At 42.1% G+C, this 22,282-nt stretch carries 14 protein-coding genes; 9 read left to right on the forward strand and 5 right to left on the reverse strand.

Features of this window, described 5'->3' with window-relative positions:
- Nucleotide 1: 1 nt before the first annotated feature.
- A complete protein-coding gene (locus ACH19P_RS18190) occupies nucleotides 2-1,189 on the forward strand; it encodes a cation:proton antiporter domain-containing protein (protein WP_462160027.1) in 1,188 nt (395 codons plus the stop codon).
- Between the two features lie 3 nt (nucleotides 1,190-1,192).
- Here the strand turns inward: ACH19P_RS18190 and ydiJ are convergent, their stop codons facing one another.
- Nucleotides 1,193-4,234: a D-2-hydroxyglutarate dehydrogenase YdiJ gene (gene ydiJ, locus ACH19P_RS18195; RefSeq protein ID WP_462160028.1), complete on the reverse strand. Its 3,042-nt coding sequence runs from the start codon at nucleotides 4,232-4,234 to the stop codon at nucleotides 1,193-1,195.
- Between the two features lie 150 nt (nucleotides 4,235-4,384).
- On the opposite strand from ydiJ, the gene ACH19P_RS18200 reads away from it, so the two are divergent.
- A complete protein-coding gene (locus tag ACH19P_RS18200) occupies nucleotides 4,385-4,597 on the forward strand; it encodes a PGPGW domain-containing protein (RefSeq protein WP_462160029.1) in 213 nt (70 codons plus the stop codon).
- Between the two features lie 35 nt (nucleotides 4,598-4,632).
- Here the strand turns inward: ACH19P_RS18200 and ppsA are convergent, their stop codons facing one another.
- Nucleotides 4,633-7,011: a phosphoenolpyruvate synthase gene (ppsA, locus tag ACH19P_RS18205; protein WP_462160031.1), complete on the reverse strand. Its 2,379-nt coding sequence runs from the start codon at nucleotides 7,009-7,011 to the stop codon at nucleotides 4,633-4,635.
- A gap of 146 nt (nucleotides 7,012-7,157) precedes the next feature.
- On the opposite strand from ppsA, the gene ppsR reads away from it, so the two are divergent.
- The gene (gene ppsR / locus ACH19P_RS18210; protein WP_462160032.1) at nucleotides 7,158-7,967 is read left to right on the forward strand and encodes a posphoenolpyruvate synthetase regulatory kinase/phosphorylase PpsR; all 810 of its coding nucleotides are present in this window, start codon (nucleotides 7,158-7,160) and stop codon (nucleotides 7,965-7,967) included.
- 62 nt (nucleotides 7,968-8,029) lie between these two features.
- Here the strand turns inward: ppsR and ACH19P_RS18215 are convergent, their stop codons facing one another.
- Nucleotides 8,030-9,379 carry a class II 3-deoxy-7-phosphoheptulonate synthase gene (locus ACH19P_RS18215; RefSeq protein ID WP_462160033.1) on the reverse strand — a complete coding sequence of 450 codons (1,350 nt, stop codon included), beginning with the start codon at nucleotides 9,377-9,379 and terminating at the stop codon, nucleotides 8,030-8,032.
- A 170-nt stretch (nucleotides 9,380-9,549) separates the two neighbouring features.
- The gene (locus tag ACH19P_RS18220) at nucleotides 9,550-10,005 is read right to left on the reverse strand and encodes a low molecular weight protein-tyrosine-phosphatase (RefSeq protein WP_462160035.1); all 456 of its coding nucleotides are present in this window, start codon (nucleotides 10,003-10,005) and stop codon (nucleotides 9,550-9,552) included.
- Nucleotides 10,006-10,211: 206 nt separating this feature from the next.
- Here ACH19P_RS18220 and ACH19P_RS18225 point away from each other — a divergent pair, with 206 nt between their 5' ends.
- Nucleotides 10,212-11,084, forward strand: coding sequence for a DNA replication terminus site-binding protein (locus ACH19P_RS18225; RefSeq protein ID WP_462160036.1), 873 nt, complete (start codon nucleotides 10,212-10,214; stop codon nucleotides 11,082-11,084).
- A gap of 71 nt (nucleotides 11,085-11,155) precedes the next feature.
- Here ACH19P_RS18225 and ACH19P_RS18230 read toward each other — a convergent pair whose 3' ends face one another.
- Complete coding sequence (locus ACH19P_RS18230; protein ID WP_462160037.1) at nucleotides 11,156-12,370, reverse strand: replication protein A; 1,215 nt, start codon at nucleotides 12,368-12,370, stop codon at nucleotides 11,156-11,158.
- 788 nt (nucleotides 12,371-13,158) lie between these two features.
- Between ACH19P_RS18230 and ACH19P_RS18235 the strand changes: the two genes are divergently transcribed.
- The 5 genes from ACH19P_RS18235 (at nucleotide 13,159) to ACH19P_RS18255 (ending at nucleotide 22,180) form a co-directional block, all read left to right on the forward strand.
- A complete protein-coding gene (locus ACH19P_RS18235) occupies nucleotides 13,159-14,397 on the forward strand; it encodes an AAA family ATPase (RefSeq protein WP_462160039.1) in 1,239 nt (412 codons plus the stop codon).
- 9 nt (nucleotides 14,398-14,406) lie between these two features.
- Nucleotides 14,407-15,372 (forward strand): transcriptional regulator, encoded by a 966-nt coding sequence (locus ACH19P_RS18240; RefSeq protein ID WP_462160040.1) that lies wholly within the window; start codon nucleotides 14,407-14,409, stop codon nucleotides 15,370-15,372.
- A 142-nt stretch (nucleotides 15,373-15,514) separates the two neighbouring features.
- Nucleotides 15,515-18,556, forward strand: coding sequence for a DEAD/DEAH box helicase (locus ACH19P_RS18245; RefSeq protein WP_462160041.1), 3,042 nt, complete (start codon nucleotides 15,515-15,517; stop codon nucleotides 18,554-18,556).
- A 205-nt stretch (nucleotides 18,557-18,761) separates the two neighbouring features.
- A complete protein-coding gene (locus tag ACH19P_RS18250; protein ID WP_462160043.1) occupies nucleotides 18,762-20,135 on the forward strand; it encodes a DNA recombination protein RmuC in 1,374 nt (457 codons plus the stop codon).
- Between the two features lie 362 nt (nucleotides 20,136-20,497).
- Nucleotides 20,498-22,180 (forward strand): substrate-binding domain-containing protein, encoded by a 1,683-nt coding sequence (locus ACH19P_RS18255; protein WP_462160044.1) that lies wholly within the window; start codon nucleotides 20,498-20,500, stop codon nucleotides 22,178-22,180.
- Nucleotides 22,181-22,282 lie beyond the last annotated feature (102 nt).

The following is a 22,282-nucleotide window of genomic DNA, read 5'->3' on the forward strand; positions in this document are numbered from 1 at the left end:
TATGGAATATTACATTGCAATTATATTAGCAGTTTCATTTTTTATTTATTCTATTTCATTTAGGCAACTAGCGCGTGCAGAACTTACCGGGCCTATGTATTTCGTGCTGGTGGGTATGATTATAGCAGCCTTATTTGTTAACCAGTTTCAAACTTCACAGCCTCTCGATGCATTACTTCCACTTGTTGAACTGACGCTGGCTGTTTTTCTCTTCTCAGACGCCGCGCAAACGAGAATGTCCGTATTACAACGAGAATATAAATATCCTTTGATTCTATTGTTCATTGCCTTGCCACTTACATTTTTTTCAACATTATTCACTGGATATATACTGTTTTCAGAGTCAAGTTTAATAGCACTGGCATTAATCGCTATTATTTTAACGCCAACCGATGCCGCGTTAAGTAAAGGTATTCTAGAAGCTAAGGCCGTACCGGCTAAAGTGCGTGAGGCAATCAATATAGAAAGTGGTTTGAATGATGGATTATGTGTGCCCATATTCCTGTTTCTTTTTTTATCGTGGCAAGCTGACTCGTGGCAGTCTCCAGCAAAAATGCTCGAATTTGTCGTTAAAGAAATTGGCATTGCTGTTATTTGTGCAGCTGTTATCACCTATGTATCAACGCGTTTAATTCACCTCAGTGCGTTACGACATTATTTTGAGAAAGCATCGAGTCCATTTTTGATCTTGTCATTAGCGATAATAAATTTTAGTGTTGCTCAGTCGCTAGGTGGTAGCGGATTTGTTGCTGCTTTTTGTGCTGGTCTTATTTTCGATAAACTGTATGTAAGAACGGCCGATGTAAAACTTATCCAGCAAAGCGAAACTATCGCGGACTTTTTTGCATATCTTATTTGGTGCTTGTTCGGCGTATACACATTTTGGCAATTGCAAACGATTGAACTCACTTCCAATAAAATTATATTCGCAATCGTTGCTGCTACCTTAGTGCGTGTAATTCCAGTGATGTTTTGTCTGATGTTTTCGAACGGCATTAATTTAAAAGAGAAATTTACATTGGCTTGGTTCGGGCCAAGGGGATTAGCATCCATTGTGTTTACGTTAATGGTGCTGGATTCTACAGATGGATTGATCAGCGAACTGACTACGCTAACGATCCTTGTCAGCGTTTTCATTCATGGAGTAACGACTCGACCCATTGCGAAGTCGTATGAAAAACAAAACTAATCGTTAACTTAACACGTCAGCTAAGACTTCAACTGGGTGTTTCGGTTTAAACTTTTCAAATCGCTTTACCTGACTTCGGCAAGAAAAACCCGTTGCCAATAGTTGTGTATTCACAGTATTCGCAACGATCGGTTGCCAACTTAACTCGTAAAGTGACGTACTGTTTTGTTGATTTTGAAGTTCATGGCCGTAAGTACCTGCCATCCCACAACAACCAGTTGCTTTCGTTTGCAGCTCAAGGCCTAAATTTTCGAAAATGCGTTGCCACACTTTTGCACTGTGCGGCAACGAAGTTGTTTCACTGCAGTGGCTTAACAACACAAACGGCATTTGTGGTTCAAAAACGTGTTGTTCAAATGTTTGAGATTCTAACCATTCGTGAGCAACTAGTACTTCGAACTCGCCGCGGCGTTCACCTAAAACCGTCTTGTATTCATCGCGATAACATAAGACAAGTGACGCGTCTAAGCCAACAAGTGGAATATCGAGTTCACTGATTCGTTCTAAAAACTCAGCACTGTTCTTTGCCGTTTGTGCAAATTTATCCAAGAACCCTTTTACGTGTTGTGGTTTACCATTTGGTTTATATGGTAACAGCACTGGAGTCTTTCCAAGTGCTTGTGCTACTTTTGCAAAACTTTCGACCAACTCAGCTTCATAAAAACTAGTGAATGGATCTTGGACGATAAGCACATAATTGTTTCGTTGCTCTTGGCTGAGACTTTCAAGTTTTGCAAAATCAAACTTCTCTAACGTCGAGGTACGTGACATAACATTAGGATGACTGGGCGTTGGTGTATCAACATAGCCCAACGTTTTCTTAATTGACCATTGCACAAAATCAGATTTGACGATTGGATTTGTAATTGAAGAAAATTTTGCAAGAAGCGGTGCCGTTTGTTCAATACTGCTAACTAGATAATCTTTTAGTGGGCGGTTGTATTGGCTGTAGTAAAAATTAAGGAAGCGCGCTCGAAATGTGGGCACATCAACTTTAATTGGGCACGCTGTTGTACATGCTTTACATGCTAAACATTCGTCCATTGATTCTTTCACTTCGTGTGAGAAATCATAAACACCTTTGCGTTTAGCATTGGTATTTAAAAATCGTTCCCACCAGGTTGGGCCATCTTTTTTACTGATAACTTTTTCTTCTTCAAGAATGTCGACGCCTTGCTCCGTTTGCAAGCGCAACCACTCGCGCATTAAACCGGCTCGACCTTTTGGCGAGAATCGTCTGTCACCAGTTGCTTTGTATGAAGGGCACATTGGCGATGTAACATCATAGTTAAAACATAAACCATTGCCGTTACAATTCATGCTAGTGTCAAAGCTGTCTCGTACTTGAATGTCGATTTGTCTGTCGAACCAACCACGTTTTTTATCATCAACACTGACGAGCTCGTCTTTAATTTCAAGCGGTGTACAAATTTTTCCAGGGTTTAACTTGTTAAGTGGATCGAACGCAGATTTGATACGGCGCAGTTCGGTAAATAGTTCTTCACCGAAAAAATTTGGGCCATATTCACTGCGGTATCCTTTACCGTGCTCGCCCCACATCAATCCGCCATACTTTGCTGTCAGTGCGACAACCTGATCTGAAATTTGACGTAATACCTTTTCTTGTTCTGGGTCGCACATATCTAGCGCGGGTCTTACGTGCAGAACCCCCGCATCCACGTGGCCAAACATACCGTAATCTAAATCATGGCTATCGAGTAATTCACGAAATTCACCAATGAAATCAGCCAAATTTTCAGGGGGTACAGCAGTATCTTCTGCAAAGGCAATAGGTTTTTTCGCGCCTTTGGCATTGCCAAGTAACCCTACCGACTTTTTACGCATTGCGTATATTTTCTGAATCTCGTTTACATCACTGGTTAGTTGATAACCGATTACGCCGGCTTCTTTGTTGGCTATAAGTGAATCGAGTTTTTGACATAAACTGTGAATTTTATCTGCCATGTCTTCTTCACGCTCAGCATTGAACTCGACCATGTTGAGCCCTAGCATGGTTTCACCTGGTACGTCTGTGATTAAGTCCGATACTGAATGCCAAATAATATCTTCGCGAGCAAGATTAAGTACTTTACTATCAACGGTTTCCACCGATGTTGCTTGCGCATCAACTAAAAATGGTGAGTTACGTAGTGCTGAGTCGAAGCTGTCGTACTTAATATTTATAAGTGTTTTGAATTGCGCAATTGGCGTTATGTTAAATTTGGCCTCAGTGATGATTGCCAGCGAGCCTTCTGAACCTGTGAGCACTCGACCGATATCAAATTCCGTCATAGTGTCATTAAAAACATGTTCTAGATCGTAGCCCGTTAGAAAACGATTGAGCCTTGGGAATTTTTCTAAAATAAGTTCGCGTTTGCTCGTCGCGACATCAAGAACGGTTTTATAAAGTCGTCCAACAGTCGAATCTTGTTCTGCTATTAACTTTGCTTTTTCTATTGTGATGGCTTGGGTATTGAGTTCACTACCGTCTGCGAGAAATGCCTTAATAGCTAAAGTGTGGTCAGATGTTTTGCCATACACTAAACTACCTTGTCCCGACGCGTCGGTGTTTATCATCCCGCCCACGGTCGCGCGATTGCTGGTAGATAAATCAGGTGCGAAAAAATAACCGTACGGTCGTAGAAAATCATTTAGCTGATCTTTAATAACACCAGCTTGAACACGCACCCAGCCTTCTTCTTCATTAATTTCAAGAATTTCACGCATGTATCGGGACAGATCAATAACGATGCCAGGCGTTAAAGATTGTCCATTGGTTCCTGTGCCACCACCTCGAGGACCAAAGGTGAGTGACAAGAATGGGTCTCTTGATGCTAGGTTTAATGCAACTTGAATATCTTTGTCAGTTTTTGGAAAAATGACGCCCTGCGGAATTGTTTGATAAACACTGTTATCGGTGGCCGCGAGTAAACGGGTGCCGTAACTAGCATCCACATCGCCACTAAATCCTTCTGCTTTTATTGTTTTTAGATAATGCAGGACCAGTTCTGAACTGACTTGCTCGGCACTCAACTTTGCTATCATGGTAGACATATATTTAAGGAACGACCGGGATATTATAACACGGGCTTTTGAGTTCTAAATTGAAGAATATACAGATTGTTACAAAATGAAACGACTTTCTTGGCTTAGGTGCGCTAAGGTGAAATTATAAACACTTAATGGATGAGTTGAATGAAAAAGTGGTTAATGAATGCTGCAGCTGCAGTCTGTTTTCTATTGGGTTTGATATTTGTTGTGGTACCAGGTCCAACCGTGATTTTCTTTTTGATTGGCTTAACGTTACTCGCCTTTCATTATCCGTTTGCGCGTAAGTATTTGAGAATATGTCAAAATACATTAACGCGTGGGTGCCAGTTGCTAGATAAAAAGCTGGCAAAAAAATAAAAGGGCGAAGATTTCGCCCTTTTGTCTTTTCAAACTTAGTTATCTTTTAGCTTGTCGGCTAAGTATAACCAGGTCTCTAATACCGTATCTGGGTTAAGTGATACAGAGTCGATTCCTTCTTGTACCAGCCATGCTGCAAAGTCTTCGTGATCCGAAGGACCTTGGCCACAGATACCTACATATTTACCTTTCGCTTTGGCTGTTTTAATTGCCATTGAAAGGAGCTTTTTAACAGCAGGGTTACGCTCGTCGAATAAGTGCGCAATTAGTCCTGAATCACGGTCAAGACCTAAGCTTAACTGAGTTAAGTCATTTGACCCGATTGAGAAACCATCGAAGAATTCTAGGAATTCATCTGCAAGAAGCGCATTCGAAGGGAGCTCACACATCATGATCACTTTTAGACCATTTTCGCCACGTTTAAGGCCATGTTCTTCAAGTAACTCGATTACGCGTTGACCTTCTTCGAGCGTACGAACGAATGGGATCATGATTTCAACGTTGGTTAAATCCATTTCATTGCGAACGCGTTTAATGGCTTCACACTCAAGTGCAAAACACTCGCGGAAATCTTCGCTGATGTAGCGTGAAGCACCGCGGAAACCGATCATCGGGTTCTCTTCTTCCGGCTCGTATTGCTGACCACCCACTAGGTTTGCGTATTCATTAGACTTAAAGTCTGACATACGAACGATTACTCGTTCCGGTGCAAATGCACAACCTAGTGTTGAAATACCTTCAACTAATTTTGCGATGTAGAATTCGCGCGGTGATTCATAGCCAGCGATGATATCTTTGATTTCTTCCTGCAGTTCAGGTGACTGAGTATCAAAGTTTAAAAGCGCTTTCGGGTGAACACCAATCATACGGTTAATAATGAACTCAAGACGAGCAAGACCAACACCAGCATGAGGTAAACGGGCGAAATCAAATGCACGGTCTGGGTTACCAACGTTCATCATGATTTTTAGAGGAAGTTCAGGCATTTCATCAACGCGTGAAGTCAGTACTTCATACTCTAACTGACCTTGGTAGATATAACCTGTGTCACCTTCAGCACAAGAAACAGTGACTTCTTGGTTTGCTTTAATAAGGTCTGTTGCGTTACCACAACCAACAACAGCAGGGATACCTAGTTCACGAGCGATGATTGCCGCGTGACATGTACGGCCACCACGGTTAGTTACGATAGCAGCAGCGCGCTTCATGATAGGTTCCCAATCAGGGTCAGTCATGTCAGTAACTAAGATGTCGCCTTGTTGGACTTTGTCCATTTCATCAATTGAATCAAGGACACGTACAACACCTGAACCAATTTTGTGACCGATTGCACGGCCTTCAGCAACAACACTTGAAGTTTGCTTAAGCTGGAAACGCTCCATTACGTTCGCGTCTTCGTTTGAGCGAACAGTTTCTGGACGTGCTTGAACGATGTAAAGTTTGCCATCGTTACCATCTTTTGCCCACTCGATGTCCATCGGACGACCATAGTGTTGTTCGATGATCACGGCTTGCTTAGCAAGGTCCATGACTTCTTCATCTGTGATAGAGAACGTGTTTGCTTGCTCAGGCGCAACGTCAACAATTTCAACTTGCTTTCCGTGAGCCTGGTCTTGCGAATACACCATCTGAATAGCTTTAGAACCGATGTTACGGCGAACTACTGCTGGCTTGCCTTTCGCAAGAGTACCTTTGTGCACATAAAACTCATCTGGGTTCACAGCACCTTGAACAACCATTTCACCTAGACCAAAGCTCGATGTAACAAATACAACGTTCTCGAAACCAGATTCGGTATCAATACTGAACATTACACCTGAAGATGCTTTGTCTGAACGAACCATACGCTGGATACCAGCGGATAAAGCAACGCCTTTATGGTCGTAGCCTTGGTGTACGCGGTAAGAAATTGCGCGGTCGTTAAATAGAGAAGCGAAAACATGTTTGATGGCTGTCATTACAGCATCGATGCCACGCACGTTTAAGAAGGTTTCTTGCTGGCCAGCGAATGAGGCGTCTGGCATATCTTCTGCGGTGGCTGATGAACGTACTGCGAAAGATACGTCGTGGGTTGGATCTGCGTGTAGTTGGCCGTAGGCCTCGCGGATTGCTTTATCTAAATCATCTTGGAAAGGTGTGTCGATAATCCACTGACGAATTTCTCCACCCACTTTGGCCAATTCATTTACATCTTCTACGTCTAATTTATCTAGTACGTCGTAGATGCGAGCATTCAATCCAGATTGCTCAAGAAACTCGTTAAAAGCATATGATGTCGTTGCGAAACCACCTGGAACTTGCACACCTGCGTTTGCTAAGTTCGAAATCATTTCACCAAGAGAGGCGTTCTTGCCCCCTACTCTCGGCACATCATGCATACCAAGTTCTTGATACCAGAGAACGTATTCTTGCACGGAACTTTCTCCAAAAAACAAATTGTAAGTTTGGTCATCGTAATAATGACCTTTTAAATGAGGCGCCATCATTCTACACTGGCAAACACTCATGCGTAAACCGCCTACGGGCGGTTTATCCGGTGTTAATTCAAAAAAGGACCCTTATGCGCAGCGCATTTTATATTTCCGATGGTACCGCCATCACCGCAGAAGTTTTTGGTAACGCGACCTTGTCGCTCTTCCCAATGGAATTTGAACACACCACTATCCCGTTTGTTGAGACTAAGAAAAAGGCGCTAGAAGTAAAAAAACAAATCGAACAAGCCGCGGCCCTAAGCAAAGAAAAACCGATTGTATTTTTCACATTCGTGAACCCAGAACTCAGCGAGATCATCCTTGCCAGTGATGCGGTATGTTATGACTTTATAAGTACCTTTAGTAATCAACTACAAAAAGAACTCAACGTAGAGCCAGTGCCAAAAGTGCACAGAACTCACAGTATTCACGAGCAAAGCTATGACTATCGAATAGCTGCGGTGAACTATGCATTGGCAAATGATGATGGTGCGAATATTAAAGACTACCAGCAGGCCGATGTAATATTGGTTGGAGTGAGTCGAAGTGGGAAGACACCCACGAGTTTGTATCTTGCATTGCAATATGGGATTAAGGCAGCAAATTACCCCTTGACCCCTGATGATTTAGAATCCAGTGACATTCCAAAATGTTTGCAACCTTACAAGAGCAAATTATTTGGTTTAACAATAGCACCTGAGCGCTTGGCAGCAATTCGTAATGAACGCATGGCTAATTCGAAATATGCGTCGTTAAGACAATGTCGATTAGAAATCCGCGAAGTAGAAATGATGTATAAGCGTTTTAGAATCCCGCACTTTAATTCCACTCACCATTCTGTGGAGGAAATATCAGCAAAGATAATGGCTGAGACGGGACTGCAGCGTCGAAAATATTAATGTGGTAAATGTCCGATACTAAAAAAGCGCCTATTTAGGCGCTTTTATGGTTAAGCTTTTGCCTAAGCTCGTGCGTCTTTAAGTAAGTCTGCAACTAAGAACCCAAGCTCAAGTACTTGGTCAGCATTCAAACGTGGGTCACACTGAGTACGATAGCGCTGGGCTAAATCATCGTCAGACAACCCATATGCGCCACCTGTACATTCGGTAACGTGCTGGCCTGTCATTTCTAGATGGACACCACCGGCATGCGAGCCTTCAGCTTTGTGTACAGCGAAGAACTGGCTAATCTCGCGCAAGATATTGTCGAAGCTACGTGTTTTATAACCTGAACTCGCCTTTTCGGTGTTACCGTGCATTGGATCTGAACTCCAAATGACCTTGCGGCCTTCTTGTTGAACACGGCGCACTAACGCTGGTAGTTTTTCAGGCAATACATCGGCACCCATGCGAGTGATCAGTGTTAAACGACCCGGGATATTATCTGGGTTAACCGCGTCGATTAAACGAATTAATTCGTCTGGGTCCATACCTGGGCCAACTTTCACACCAATAGGGTTTTTAATACCACGGAAGAATTCAATATGTGCATGGTCTAATTGACGTGTACGTTCACCAATCCACACAAAGTGTGCGGAGCAGTCATACCAATCGCCACTTAAATGGTCTCGTCGTGTAAGTGCCTGTTCGTAGCCAAGAAGCAATGCTTCATGGGATGTATACAACGAAGTCTCTGTTAGAGACGGCGCATTAGTAGAGTTAATGCCGCATACTTCCATAAACTCCAGTGCATCTTGTATACGGTCAGCGACTTGTTGATACTTTTCTTTTAAAGGATTAGCAGCTACAAAGCTCATGTTCCAGCGGTTTACCTGATGTAAGTCTGCCAGACCGCCTTGCGCAAAAGCACGAAGCAGGTTCAAGGTAGATGCACTATGGTGGTATGCCTTCATTAATCGCTGCGGGTCTGGTACACGTGCTTCTTCGGTGAATTCATAACTATTGATAATATCGCCACGATAAGATGGTAGACTGACGCCATCAATTGTTTCTAGATCAGCAGAACGCGGCTTTGCAAATTGACCGGCCATACGAGCGATTTTTACAACTGGACATTTACCACCGTACGTTAAAACAACCGCCATTTGCAGCAATGTTTTAAACGTGTCACGAATATTAGCTGCGTTAAAATCGGCAAATGATTCTGCACAATCACCGCCTTGCAAAAGAAAAGCACGACCTTCGCACACATCTTCAAGCTGCTTGAATAAGCTACGAGTTTCTTCTGCAAATACCAGTGGTGGTGCACTATTAAGCTCACTTTCCACAGTACTTAACTGACTCTCGTCAGGGTAAGTTGGTTGTTGGACTATTGGGAAGTCCCTCCAACTATTTGGGCTCCAAGGTTTCACTGTTTAATTTTCCTCATTCCTATTGTTACCTCACCATCGAAAGTACCGAATGGCGGGCACTGACGCAAGGGTAAAAGCCGAAATTAGGTAAATAAAAAGGAATAACTAATACAAACAGAATGAACACATCATACGATTTGTTGTTTTGAGTACATCTCAGCAAACGAAGTTTAATGTTCTAACTGATTAAACAAGTTGATAATTGCCTGCTCACACAAGTCAACGACTAGGTCGAAACCTTGGGCACCACCGTAATAAGGGTCGGGCACTTCAGTAATGTTTTCTCCTGGATGAAATGCCATGAGGGGCATCAGCTTTGCGCGTGATCCAGACGGCATTATTGACCTTGCCGCTTCAAAGTTTTGATTGTCCATTGTTAAGATGTAGTCATGCGTGAAAAAGTCTTGAATAGTCAATTGTTGTGCACGTATCCCTTTGAAATCATAACCGCGTTTATTACCGTGCGTTACAGAGCGAGCGTCCGGTTTATGACCGATGTGATACGCTGAAGTTCCAGAGCTTGATATTTCATACTGGCCTTTCATATCGATTGCAATTTTCCGCGCTATGGCATGCGCTGTGGGTGAACGGCATATATTGCCTAAACAGACGAACATGATTTTCATGGGCATCCCCCTTAATTTTTAATCGTTATTTACTAAACCACAAAGCTAGAGTCACGTCACGATATGCTCCAACACTAAATTGAACACATCATACTTATATGATTCCTCAATTAACCTCAGCAACTGATAAAATAAATACACTATAGAAACCAAAGAGGAAACCGAGTAAACTTGCATTAGCTAGTAAGTATGATGTGTTCTTTTTTATGCCGAATATAAAAACGTCTCTACGCAGTATCTTTGATCTTACAAACGAATATCTCCAAGGTTTGTGCCAACAACTTGATGAATCAGAGCATCGTCAATTGGATTATTTTCTGCTTCCTATGCCTAGTGCAGAATTGGAAGCAAAACCACTCAACCATATTGATGTCACGCACATAAAAAATGGATCTGCGTTGCCGTTGATTAAAGGTGCGTATCTCGATTTCTTAAGAGACAAAGACCAAAGTGGCCGATTAGCAAAGCGTCATCCCGGCATAGTATGTTTACCTAAGCGGTATTTTGTTAATTTTGAACCGTATTTATTGAAAATAAACCAACTTAAGACTGAGTTTAAAGATTTAGTGTTAACGCTGGATAATAACGATGCACGATTTGACGCGGTTCATAGCGCAGTACCAGGGTTAATGACCTTGTCCTTTTACAGACAAATTCACTACCAAGCAAATGATCCCTACTCTATTCGCTTTACGTGGATGACAAAACATTCAACAAAGTCTCTTACTCGTAAGTTAGCACTTACTATGCTTGAAAGGAGTAGTGCTTATTCCAATCCGCGAATGATTGATCAATCCCATTGGCAACAACTTGTAGAACAAGAAAAACGTAAAGTAGCGAGCCTCAGTGAAAATGAAAAACTGCGCATTCGTAGACCAATCCGTGTAACACCAGAAGTAAATATTCGATTCGCAGACAATCGTCGTTATCATGTAAGCGGAGCTTTGCCTTTTCTTGTTTTTGATGACAATCCTGAATTAAAAATTGGTCACTTATCAAATTATCAACCCAAGTCAGACCCACGAAAGCAAGAACATGAATATTTAGTAGAAAGACTCTATTTGGCTAAAGGTGAGTAAGTAAGTACACGCTTACTTGTAGTTATACAAAAAGGCCCACATCTGTGGGCTTTTTTGATAGTTAATACTGACTATTTTTCGACAATTTCTTCTAAGCGGTCTTCATCAATAATTTCTGCATTTTCGACGATGCGTTTCCCACCTTGAATTTCAATTCGCTTATTTTGTTTGTTCAACGTTAATATTTCTTCGCAGAATTCATCTGACGGATGCATTTCATAAACGTAGTCGATTATTTTTCCAGTGTTATCTTCTTTAACGTTGGAAATGCTGTAATCAGAAATAGCCCCTTTGTCGATTAAGTCTTTCATTGTGGTGGTCATATCACGACGTAATGCTTTGAGCTTATTTTCAGTAATTTCATCATCGGCATAAATAGTGCCGTACTTCTCCATAATTGATAACAATCTAAAATGATAAGTTTTACCTGGCGCAGCATAACGCCATAAATGATATAGACGTAACATCATCCAACGCGATAATCCGCGTTTTAGTTCTTGCGCACGGTTAAAGTAATATCCCTTATATTCAAGGTTATCAATCATGTTGTGAACAAATGCATTTAAGCACGCAACGCATTTCACATTGCCGCCCTGCCCTTTCTTACCACTAAAGTGTAAAGAACTAAGGAAGTTCATATTCGACTCATAGAATGAGTCATCAATGTTAGAGTTTTTTGTATCCGTTGCAGTATATTTGAATGACAGCTTTGAACCTTGAAGCGCTTCTAAAGATTCTTTAATTTGCGGATAAGGCATTGATTGACCAACAGCTTTTAACTCTTGGGCAAGTTCATTCATTGAAAAGATTACAGCGTATTGGATACCAGATTTAAAATTAATTTTTACAATCTTACCCTTTGACGCCAAACGAATCAGTGCACGCTCTACTTTTTCTTCTCTGTCTGATGGCCAAACAAGACATTCAACTTCTTCACCATCTTGACGGGTACTAACAACAGCAGGGGTTATTTTTATTTCACCTTCATAGAGAATGCCATCGACTTTCTCAGATATGCGTCTAGTGATGATTGTTTTCTTCGGTGCATCTTCTAGCGGCAACTTTTTATGGCCAGAGCGTACGAAGCGTCCCCACAGATTATAGTGATTGAACGTATTAGAATAGGCTCTTAAACCATGCATCGAATTTTCTATCGAAATGCGTACGTCTTTGTTATCTGTGAATAACGCTAAATTTTCATTATCCGTTGCACTTTCAACGCCATTGATTTGGCCTCGCAAAGAGTCCGGTAAGTTTTCTACCGAGATATTTACCTTGCGGTTCATTATTATTTTCCATTGCTATCGATGCCAACGGTTATATCAACACATCTCGCATCAAAAGTTAATCTTCTATGTTAGTAAAAAACTGATCCAAACGCGCGATATGTAATCTGGATCATTATTTTACTAACTTTGCGTCTGAAATACGCTCAGTTAGGCAATTTATGGATCACTTTTTTACTAACTACTCAATTTGAGATCAGTTTTTTACTAACTCAAATTGTTATTTTTTTCTTAGGAAAGGGCTAACAGCCTTAAGTTGGTCATTTTCCATTCAATTTAGGCGTTCTATTCAATTGCCATGTTAATAACTATACATCCACTTAGTAGAGATTCTAATCTATAGCAGGTAAAGATCAGATCTCTTACTACTATTCAGTCACTTAACTACTTATATGTGTGTATAAGTAGACCCTTTATCTTGGTAAAAATGTGATCTGCAGCCTGTATTATGTGGATATCTTTGTTTCAAAACTGTGAATAACTCTAATGTCATTTCTTAGGTCAGTAAAAGTCTGATCTGTTAGTTAGTAGGAATCAGAATCTATACCAAGTAAAAAGATGATCCATCAATTTCTAACTTATTTATAAAAAACAAATAGTTATTATCTAATTTTTACGCCTTATCCTTTTAATACCTATTACTTTAACCACATTTAAACGTCTTATTACCTTTAAGCAAGATTATCAGTAAATATCTTTCTTGTTTTTTATGTAATGTCGTCTTAAATATCTGTTTACAGCTAAAGAAGTGGACATTATACTTAAAGCTCAACGTTAGGGATACAAGTATGACAATTAAAAAAAGTGCGCTAAATACTTACCAACTTCTCAAAGCTACTGCTGATGTTGCTGAAAAGTCCCTCGAAGGGCGAATTCAGCATTATAGGGCTCATTTAAAATCGGATGAAAAAGAGCTTCGTACTTATACACAAAAAGCTGCAGCTGATCTGTTAGGTTGTAATAATCGAACGTTAAAACGTCGACACGACCAAGGTGATTTTGATCACATTGAAATCCGCAGAGGTGCCAACGGTCATTACGCGTATACCCTAGCTAATATTTATCAGATGGCTGAAGTTATGGGCATCAACCCCGATCACCGTGCTGAGTCTGATAAATTGCAAGTAATCGTTATTAATTCACTCAAAGGCGGCTGTGGTAAAACGACCAGTATGGTGAACATCGCTGCAGCGTTAGCGACTACAAACATCAAGCGATACCGTATTGGAATCATAGATTTGGATCCACAGGGTTCTTCTTCTAGTTTCTTCCCTCCTGGTGAGCCAGATCCCATTACTGTGGGTGATTTAATGCGTGATTGCATTGAATTGGAAGACGGTGAGACCTGGCAAGATATTGTTAGCAACGCTTTCTTACCGACCCATATTCCGAATATTCGCATCCTTCCATCGGGAATGGACGACTTTTATTTTGAGCACGAGATAGCAACAGCATTGAGAGAGAGTGGTGATTATGATTCTACTCGCCATTATCATAAGCTGTTGGAAAAGGTGATAGAGCCGGTGCAGGACCAATTTGACGTTATCTTGATAGATACTGCTCCTTCGCTTAACTTCATGTTTTATAATGCATTAATGGCATCTACTGCGATGTTGATTCCTGTTCATCCAGAAGCCGTTGATTTTGATGCGAATAACAAATACCTCAAACGACTCGGTGAAATTTATCATACCGTTGCTGCGCTTGGGCATGATGGCTGGGATTTCATGCAGTTCCTTGTCACTAATTATGTTAAAGGCAATCATTCACAACGCGATATTGTTAAAGACGTGCGCTCTGCATTCGGCAGGCAAGTAATGAGCTACCCGATTAATCACAGTAGCGCTATTACCGCCAGTTCGTCTTCATTCAATACTATTTTTGATCAAAAGACTTCAGATAGTCTGGCGAGTCGCGAGTCATTGGTAAAAGCACAAGAAAATATTAAAGATGTTGTTGATGAGCTTGAAATGCTTATTCGCTCAAATTGGGTGTCGACACAATCTCAACTCAAGGCAGCTCAGTAAGGCATTATCATGGTAAAAAAACGTAAAAACGATACCCGAATTGATCCATTTGCAACGGCAGTTGAGAGTAGCAGCCTAGACCAATTGTTGGAACAAGCGCGTGCAGGAGATGTTATCAGCATGCCTTCTCCAAGCAATCCTAATCGTATGATTCGGCTTACTTGTCAGGTAATTCCTTCTGCTGAGATTGAAAGCCGGACCAAGGTGTATGGCAAAAATCGACGCGTACAAGCATTGTTAACTGAAAAGTCAGTTGCTGACATTCTTCCTGCTATTACTGAAGATGGACGCAATCAGCACCCTGCACTTGCATGGGAGCATGACGATGGATTGTTTGTTCTTGCCGGTTCTCGTCGTCGTAAGGCGTGTATTTTAGCCAATGCAGATTACTTAGTTTTAAGCTCCCCGGATTTTAACGACGAGGATGCTAATATCCTTGCAGTGTCATCGGATCAATATATCGCGCCGAGCTTATGGGAGTTAGGCCAGGCCTATGCGTCGACACGCGAAGACCTTAAATTACAGGGAAAGAAGGGCTCTTATCGCGAAATTGCACAGATCGAAGGTGTTTCCCATACGGCAATAGCCGATGCTATTAAGGCGTACGAGTGCCTTCCAAAAGAAGTTTTAGCGCTCTACCCTACTGCGAATCACGTTGGTCGAGAAGTCGCTAAAAAGCTTATTCAAGCGCGAGAAAAAGACGAAAATGACTTTAATACTCGTGTCGAAAGTTGTGAAAGTGCCTTCCGCGATAGTGAATTTGATACGGATGACAAGGCCGCGCTCGCTGTAACCAAGTATTTGTGTGAAGCACCGCAAACCGCTAAACGAAACGAAGACATTAGACTTAATAACGATTTCGTTCGTATTCAAAAACACAGCAAAAGCGGTGATCTTACTATCAGAATTGATAATAAGATAATGACAGATAAACGTTTTTCTCAGTTGGCTAAGGTATTAGAGAGTTTTAATTAATTACCTTTTTCAACACATTTCATTAAGCCCTTGTTGTGAATGAGGGCTTTTTTATTTGTTTGCGCTCAGGTATGGCTGCCAAGGTCTTTTTCCCTACTGGCAAAACGGATATACTGGCCTATTTCAGTTTGTAGGTTGGCACATGTCATCATCGTTCACAAAGGAAGACTTGCTTGCGGTTTTTGCGGAAATTAATTCGCAAGATGCAGACTTTCCTTTATCTGAACACATGCTCAAAAACATGTTCACTAAGGGCGTTTATAGTCGCGCTCAACAGATGCTGCGCGATGAACAGGTATTATGGGTTAAGAGCAACGACGACTTCACCCAAGTTGATGCTCAGGTGATGGATGATGACGGCACCACCTTTGATCAGCAAATCACGATTGATAGTGCGAAAACTCCGCCTGAAATCGAAGCCCATTGCAGTTGTTCTGCCAAAATCCGCTGTAAACATGTTGCGAGTGCCTTGCTGCAATTAAAATTGCAAAGCCAAGGTGAATTTGCACATCAATATCAAATTGAAGACTGGTTCGGTGAATTAAGGGAAGCGAGTGTATCGTCGCAGAAAAAGCAATTTGTGTTGCTGTTTGAAATTCAGCACCACAACGGTACGTTGCAAATTATTCCAAAAATGGCACCTAATACGCCCGAAGGCTTTAGCTCACAAGGTCGCTTTTTGACTGAGCAGCAGTCACACGCTCAGGTCACGCCTAACGGCCTAGATGAAGATGATTTTCGTTTATTTAGCTGGGTGAGATCGCAGAACATGCCTGGGCAGACGGCTTTGTTCAGCCATTGGGGAAGTCGTGCTTTGCATCAATTGCTTGGTCGGGGTCGGTTTTTTGCAGGAAAGAGCAGAGAACCTTTGGTCGCTGGCAGACCCTTAAAACTCGAATATCATTGGTGTTATGAAAATGACAAAGCCACTATCGTTTCTAACATCGTAGATTTTGATTCTGACTGCGTTCTTAATACCGCCCCCCCTCACTATTTAGATGTGCACTCAAATGAAGTACTTGCCTTAGAAACACATTTGAGTGCATTGCAAATCAAACAGTTAGGTAAGTTCCCTGAGGTGATGATTGACGATGTTCAGGATCTCACTAAGCGTATAAACAAACAGCTTGGCCCAGTGTTGAGCCTTGGCCAAAAAAAAAAGCCAAAAAGCCAATTCACAGTAAAGTTCATCACTAAACACGCCCCCTTTTATGCTGAACTAGAAGGGCCATTACCTGCACAAGACACGCTTATCAATCTTGGCTTTGAACCATGTAAAGGGGCTTTACGTGGTCAATATTTGTTAGCAAGTAGCGGACACCACGAGTTGTCTCGGCAACTGTTTGAAATCGGTAATAGACTGTCGGGGTTAGGTGGGCGTTTGCTTAATGTACCGCGCGCCAGTTTGAAAAAAGTACAACTTTGTGTGCCCAAGTTAGTGCTTACGGGGCTAAAGGGCCATCGCCTTAGTGGTTACTTTCAGCTCTGTGTTGGCGATAAATCCGTGCTACTCACACAACAAATGTTAGAGGATGTCTTTGCTTACAGTAGCGAGCACTTTTACGTTAGTTGCGAACATGCTTTGCTGGCCTGTGATGCAAATAGTGCTTTTCAAATGCTTGAGTATCTCAAGCGCTATAGTGATGCGCCAATTCGCAGCCTGTGTTCTATTCCTCGTAGCTTGTTTGATGATTTGAGAGCGAACTCGCTTTGGGAAACCCAAATAGAAGCAGGAATTGAAGCTTTACTAGAAAAGCCAACTCTTTCATCGTTGCGACCTGTCAACCTTCATAAGGATGTGGTTTTAAGAGAATATCAGCAAGCTGGTGTTAACTGGTTACAGCTGCTTTCTTTTCAAGGATTGGGCGCCGTACTCGCTGACGACATGGGGCTTGGTAAAACACTTCAAGTAATTGCCTATTTAAGTTCTCTTGAGGAGTCTATACCTCACCCTCACCTTATTATATGTCCTACTAGTTTAGTGGGAAATTGGCTCAATGAGTTTTCACGTTTCGCGCCACAGATTCCTGTTCAAGTGATAGGAGGAACAAATCGCGTTGGATTGTTGAGCAACCTGGATAAGTGTAAGGTCGTAGTTACAACTTACACCTTATTCAAACGAGACTTTGCTTTTTATCACGGTGTAGATTTCCACACAGTGGTGCTTGATGAGGCGCAGGCAATCAAAAACACCCAAGCGCAGTTAAGCCAAAAAGTGAAGCAACTTAAAGCACGATTTAGATTGGCATTGAGTGGTACCCCATTCGAGAATAATCTGCTCGAGCTCAAGTCTGTCTTTGATTTTGCTATGCCGAGTTTACTTGGTTCTGACAACGGGTTTCGTAGCCACTTCGTTGACCAAGACGTATTTGGTCGCAATGCGCTAAGCCAAGTGATCCGCCCTTATTTGTTGCGCCGGGCCAAGGTCGATGTGCTATCCGAGCTACCTAGTAAAACGGAATTGGTCAAACAGCTCGAGATGCTGCCTGAGCAAGCCAAGATATATCAGAGTTACCACAAAGCACTGCACAACAAGTTAAGCCACCTTGTGTCCACTCAAGGTATGGGTAAGAGCAAACTACAATTTCTTGATGCGCTTCTGAAATTACGGCAAATTTGTTGCCATCCACACCTCGTTGACGACCAGTATGAACAAAGCAGTGCCAAGCTAGTTTGGCTAAGAGAGCACCTACCGATAATGCTGGCTCAAAATCACCACGTGATTATTTTTAGTCAATTTACATCAATGCTGCGCTTGATAGCGCGTGAACTCGAAGAGATTGGAATTGATTACGCTTTACTAACTGGACAAACACGCAATCGTCAGCAGCAGGTTGATGAGTTCCAAGAAGGTCGTAAAAGTGTGTTTTTAATAAGTTTAAAGGCTGGCGGCAGTGGCCTTAACTTAACCAAAGCAGATACAGTTATTCACTTTGACCCTTGGTGGAATCCTGCGGTGGAGCATCAAGCCACAGACCGAGCTTATCGCATGGGGCAAGATAGATTTGTGTTTGTGTACAAGTTGATCATTGCTAATTCAGTGGAAGAACAAGTGATGGCATTAGCAGAAAAAAAGCGAAACTTAGTCGATGAGTTCTTAAATGGCACATTATTATCAAATAAAAAAATTGATGATAATCAACTGCTTGAGATGCTTAATTTAGAAAGTTCGCAAAAAGCGTAATTTTTTGTGAACTTTCTCGTCAATGGTGACTCTACTATTATGCTTGTGATGCAAGCACCCTATGTTGATTTCCCTGATTATTTTGATTTTAAGACCAGCTAATTTAGCTGGTTTTTTTTTGCCTTTATTCAACCACGGCAAGTAGTTACTTTCCTGATACAATTGGTATTATCTCTATAGACAATAATAAAAACGCGAGATCGCTATGATCGCTCTTCTGTCTGAAAACACCCCGGCTTTACTTGCAGCTTTGGCTGCAACATGTGTATTGAATGGTTATTTAGCTTTGTGCGTGAACCGTTTAAAAAAGCGAGCCTCACATAACCAATTGCGCCACCAAGAGCAGTTAGGCGAATTACAAAATCAGCTGCAAACTGCGTCTATCCGTAATGATGATTTATTACAACAAGCCCAATCTGAACGCGAGAGTGTCAATCAATTGCAGCAAAAGGTAACGCTATTACACGGTCGCTATGAATCAATCAAAGCAACGTTAGAGCAAAAGGAAAGTCACTTTGAACAGCAACTCGCGTTGCTTCAAGATTCAAAAGAGGTGCTGAAAAAGGAATTTTCACTGCTCGCAAATCAGCTGTTTGAAGATAAATCCAAACAATTTAAGCACCTCAATCAAGAAAGTATGGAGCAGTTATTGAAACCGGTGCAAGGTGAGCTTAAAGGCTTTCGCGATAAAATGGAGCACATCCACACACAAGAGCTACAGCAACGCGCCGCTCTCAAAGCTGAGCTTATTCACCTGCAGAAGTTGAATCAGTCGATTACCGAGCAAGCTGAACGTCTCTCTACGGCATTACAGGGCCAAAAGAAGACTCAGGGTAATTGGGGCGAACTCATGTTGGAAAACGTCTTAGACAGCGCTGGGCTGCGTTTAAATCAGAATTATCGCCGTGAAGTGAGCTTAGACTCTGAGCAAGGGCGATTTCGGCCCGATGTTGTGGTGTATTTACCCAAGGACCGCCATATCGTTATTGATGCAAAGACGTCTTTGTCTGCATACACACGTTACGTCAATGCTGAAACCGAATTAGACGCGCAGCAAGCGCTTAAAGAGCATGTTCAAGCGGTGACTGATCGTATCAATGAATTGGCAAGCAAAGACTATCATCGCCTCGATCAGATTAATTCACCTGAGGTGGTGATTATGTTTATGCCTATAGAAAGCGCGTTTGTCGAAGCGCTAAAATTTCAGCCAGACCTTTATCAGCGAGCCATTGAGAAGAATATCTTAGTGGCAACCCCCACAACATTACTCACGAGTTTGAATATCGTGAAGCAGTTATGGCGTTTTGAGGATCAATCCAAACATACCCATGAGTTGGCCAAACGAGCAGAACGTTTTTACAATAAGTTGAATTCATTTTTAGTTTCTATGGATGGTGTGGGTAAACAATTAGATAAGGCGCGAGAAACCTACGATAAAGCTTACGCTCAACTTTATAGCGGCAAAGGTAATTTAATCAAACAAGCTAATGACTTTAAAGAGCTTGGGGTTGCGGTGCAAAAAGAGTTACCCGAAGCCTTAGTAGAGAAAGCTGAACTTGAGTTAAAACACTGCGACTAACTTGCTCTAAGTTGTTTCACGTTCTCGTTGGGAGTAGGAAAATGATCTGCTCCCGACTGTGGCACAATTTAATTGTCTTGCATTGGTCGAATGATTTGAATAACACCTAGCACTAAAAATATTGCCGCCACCGCATATAATCCTAATATTTCTCCATATACCCAGCACCTGCAAAAGCAATAGCGCTACCAATAAACAACCATCCCGATATCTTTACCATCATCTTTCCCTAGCGTGTTCTTGAAATAGGTAAATTATTGTTTTAAATGTAAAAAAGGTACCGTAAACCCCCTTTACATTTCATAAAAGTGTCATTTAACTGCTCTATTCTTGAGCCCAAAAATCGACATGGGCCTTATCACATGAATCCTCATCATCAACAGAGTTTTATCGAGCAGCTAAAACAATTACAAAGTGTAGCGCAAAATAAGTATGGTATTGAAATTGCCACAGAAAAATTTATCAACGACGATAATTATCGTGAACTGGTACTGAGTGAATTAGCGCTGTTAGGCGACTCAGAGCTGAATAACATCATTGAGGCGATCAAACAGCCGGCCCCAACTAGCACCTCTCCTACAGAACAACCTGCACAAGACAAAAAGAAACCGGTAGCATTGTTGTTGGCGAGTGCTTCAGTGGTGATCACGCTCGCTGTTGCTGGATATGTGGTTTTTTCTGGGCAAAGCACGCCGACACAGCAAGTAAATCAGGCTGTTGTAAAAGCTCCTATCGTTGAACAAACTGCCCCTGCGCAAACAACCGTCGCGATGACTGCACCTAAAGAGCAACAGGCCCAGCTAGCATTTAGAATTCACGGTTCAAACACAATCGGTGAGAAATTAGCGCCTGCATTACTGGAGGGGTACCTTCGCGAGCAAGGTGCCGTAGACTTCGATTGGCAGCAAGGAAACGTGGTTGTTGAGCGCGAACTTCATTATCAACTTAATGATAAACCTTATTATATTGAGCTACATGCGCATGGTTCTAGCACGGGATTTGCCGATATTCTTTCGGCAAGTGCGGACGTAGCCATGGCATCACGCAAAGTAAAAGAAAAAGAAGTTGTGAACCTAAAATCACAATATGGTGACTTTAGCCAAGTGGGTAATGAGCACATTATTGGCCTGGATGGTTTAGCTGTGATTGTGAATCAAAATAACCCAATAAGCCATCTAACAACGCAACAACTTGCTGATGTATTCTCGGGTAAAATTAGCAACTGGCGCGAGTTGGGAGGTAGTTCTGCACCGATAAACATTTATGCGCGTGATGCGAAGTCTGGCACCTGGGATACCTTCAAAAACTTGGTATTGAAAAAACACAACTCGTCACTGAGCGACGCTGCACAGCGCTTTGAATCGAGCTCTGAGCTTTCTCAGCTGGTATCACAAGATGAATTTGGTATTGGTTTCATTGGCTTAAACTACATCGTCCATAACAAGGCGCTAGCAGTTTCAGAAGGTCAGCAAACGGCACCTATCTACCCTACTCGCTTTACTATTGGTACCGAAGATTATGCGTTGTCGCGTCGTCTATACCTGTATACACCGACTACCGCGGATATGTTTGTGAAGAACTTCGCGCACTACGCGATTTCATTTTCAGGTCAGGAGATTGTGGCTGATACAGGCCTCATTTCGCAAAACATTCACGTAGAACAAGTGAAAGCGCCAAATTCGGCACCGGCCCTATACAGACAATACGCTGATCAAGGGGAGCGCTTATCACTGACCTTTAGGTTCCAATATGGCAGTGGTCAACTCGACAATAAAGGCAAGCGTGACTTACAACGTTTACTTGCATATCTCGAAGAGTACCCACAAAAACGCGTGGTGTTAATGGGCTTTTCTGATAACTCTGGTGATAACACTAAAAATCAATCTCTGTCATCGCAACGCGCTTTATCTGTAGCGACAGAACTGAACGCGCGCGGCATCCCTGTGTTTGATACCCAAGGGTTCGGTGAAGTGTTACCGGTTGCCAACAATGACAGTGAGCAAGGACGTGAGCGCAACCGCCGCGTTGAGGTTTGGGTACTGTAATTAAATTTTAATATTTAGCTGTTATCGTCCGTTCACCGTTTTGCGCAATTGTGCAGCAGAGGTAAACGGACCTTAACCTTGTCACTCAATAACAGGACGCGC

The organism is Pseudoalteromonas sp. GB56, assembly GCF_054923835.1.